The organism is Mesorhizobium sp. M7A.F.Ca.CA.002.15.2.1, assembly GCF_003998715.1.
Lineage (GTDB): Bacteria > Pseudomonadota > Alphaproteobacteria > Rhizobiales > Rhizobiaceae > Mesorhizobium > Mesorhizobium ciceri.
Map to the genome: position 1 here is coordinate 1 of NZ_RZPI01000751.1, position 2,541 is coordinate 2,541.

Annotated in this window: 2 protein-coding genes; one reads left to right on the top strand and one right to left on the bottom strand. The window is 60.2% G+C overall.

The annotated features are described in order from the left end of the window. Positions 1-364: 364 nt before the first annotated feature. A complete protein-coding gene (locus tag ENZ74_RS28705) occupies positions 365-1,372 on the top strand; it encodes a polysaccharide deacetylase (protein WP_013532850.1) in 1,008 nt (335 codons plus the stop codon). A gap of 33 nt (positions 1,373-1,405) precedes the next feature. Here the strand turns inward: ENZ74_RS28705 and sbmA are convergent. Beyond that, positions 1,406-2,541: peptide antibiotic transporter SbmA (gene sbmA / locus ENZ74_RS28710; RefSeq protein WP_127313176.1), on the bottom strand; the 1,136-nt coding region annotated here is incomplete at its 5' end.

Below are 2,541 nucleotides of genomic sequence, written 5' to 3' on the forward strand. Positions count from 1 at the left end.
TCCCAATAGCGATAGCCGACGAAGGCTGCGGTGCCGAGCACCACGAGGATCGCAACGACAATCAGGGCTGGGCCAAAACGGTCCCACAGCGCCTGCGCCTGTTCGCGACGGATCTCGTCGTTGACTTCACGGATAAAACTGTCGTCGGACATCAAATCAAACCATTCCTGCCCGGTCGGGCCTTTGTCAGCCCGCGTTTTAGCGAAATTTTGCCGGCATGGAAGGGGTTCGACCGGAAAATCGCTATTGTCCGGGGCAAACGGATGTTTGCCCCGGACGAGCAGCCGAAGAGGCCCATCGCACCCGCGCCACATTTAGGCGATAGCCGGCTTGCAGACGTTCCCCGAGTTAAGATCAGATTCCTATGCTTCGTCCGTTCCGCGTTGTTGCGTTTTCGCTTGCCGCGCTCGTCACTGCCGGCGTGGCTCTGGCCGACCCGCCCGCGCCACCGGTGCCGGCAAAGCCCAAGCAGGTCGTCATCATCTCGTTCGACAGCGCCCGCGACATTTCGCAGTGGAAGCGCAGTCGAGCACTGGCTGAGCGCACCGGGGCACATTTCACCTATTTTCTGTCCTGCGTCTTCCTGCTGTCGACGGAAACACGCAAGGAATACACCGCACCCGGCAGAAGCGCCGGGAAATCCAATATCGGCTTTGCCGCCTCGAAACAGGAAGTCACCGACCGGCTCGAGCAGATCGGGCTTGCCGCGCATGAGGGCCACGACATCGCCAGCCATGGCTGCGGCCATTTCGACGGCAAGGACTGGAGCAAGGCCGACTGGCTGAAAGAGTTCGGTTCGTTCGAGCACATTCTCGAGAACGCCTATGCCATCAACGGCATTGCGCCCGAGCCTGAGGGCTGGCGCGATTTCGCACGGCATGCGGTTGTCGGTTTTCGCGCGCCGTATCTGTCGACGGGCAAGGCGCTCTATGAAGCGCTGCCGGCCGCCGGCTATCAATTCGACGCCAGCGGCGTCTCGCAGGGCCCCGCCCGACCGACGGCCAGCAACGGCGTCATGCACTTTTCGCTGCCGCAGATTCCAGAAGGACCGAAGTCACGGCCGGTGATCGCCATGGACTACAATCTCTATGTCAGGCATTCCGGCGGCTTCGAACGGCCAAGCCAAGCGGGCGAGTTCGCCAACCGGACCTATGATGCCTTCCGCGCCGCCTTCGACAAGCAGTATGCCGGCAAGCGCATTCCGCTGGAGCTCGGCTTCCACTTCGCGCTGATGAATGACGGCGCCTACTGGAACGCGCTGGAGCGCTTTGCCGGCGAGGTCTGCGTCAAGGCCGATGTCGAATGCATCAGTTTTCGCGATTATGTTTCGCGCCAGGATGCCGGCCAGAGGCAGGTCTCGGTCGGCGGCTGAGCCGCCAACCCGGTTCGTTTCCAACCTCGATCTTTAGGCCGGATCCTCAGCGCCCTGCCTTGCCAGATAGCGCTGGTCGATATCGGGCAGCGGCTCGCCTTGCAGCGTCGCCTCGAAGGCGCGCAGGCGCTTGTGGACCGATTGCAGCTCGACGATGGTCGACCAGGAGGTGAGCAGAAACTGCAGTGAACCGGTCACCTTGCCGAATGCGTTCGAAATCTGGTTCAGCGCGCCGAACGTGATCTTGTGCGCCACCAGCGAGGGACCGAGGATCAGCAGCGAGAAAATGTTGTCGGCCTGCAGGTAGGTGTAACGGACGACGTTGAAATAGATGTAGTGGAAATAGAGCCTGAAATAATTGTGGCGAACATTCTCGAACAGCTCGGCCGTGGTGGCCGGCTGGGCCCGGTCCGCGTGATCCTCGCCGTAGACGAGTTCCTTGCGGTAGGCTGCCTCAACGCGCTGGTTGCGGAACTGCAGCCCTGGAAGTTTCAGACCTGCAACCATGACCAAGATCGTCCCGAACAGACACCAGGCAAGGGCTGCGACAACCAATGGCTGTGGAATCGCGCCGATAATCGGCAACTCGGTGATATGGGCCTGCAACTGGATCATGACCGGCAGGAATGCGATCAACGTCATAATCGACTGGACGAAGCTGGAGCCGAGATCTTCCATGATCTGCGAGAACCGCATCGTGTCTTCCTGGATGCGCTGCGAGGCACCCTCGATATGGCGTAGCCTGCCCCAATTCTCGACGAAGTAGTTGTTCATCGCCGTGCGCCAACGGAAGATCCAGTGACTGACGATGAAGGCGTTGACCACCTGCACATTCATGCCGACCAGGGCGAGCCACGAAAAATCAGCCAATCCGATATAAAATTCGCTGTTGGTCGACTTTCCAGTCCCCGACATCAGCCCCTGCACATAGTCGAAGAAAGGCCCATACCAGGCGTTGACGGCGACGCTGACCTGCACATTGAAATAGATGAAGAACAGGATGACCGCGGTCATCAGGATCGACCAGCGTTGCCATGGATGCGGCGAATACCAGCTCCAGAATGCGTAGAAGACGAGCACGCAGAACGCGAAATAGAGATAGAACCAGAGGAACGGCTTCGATACGAGGATGGCGATGCCGATGATGGGCGGCGCGCCGGCCGCGGCGG

Excerpts from the sequence above, each read along its gene's own strand:
- ENZ74_RS28705 (WP_013532850.1), top strand. The coding sequence starts at position 365 with ATGCTTCGTCCGTTCCGCGTTGTTGCGTTTTCGCTTGCCGCGCTCGTC.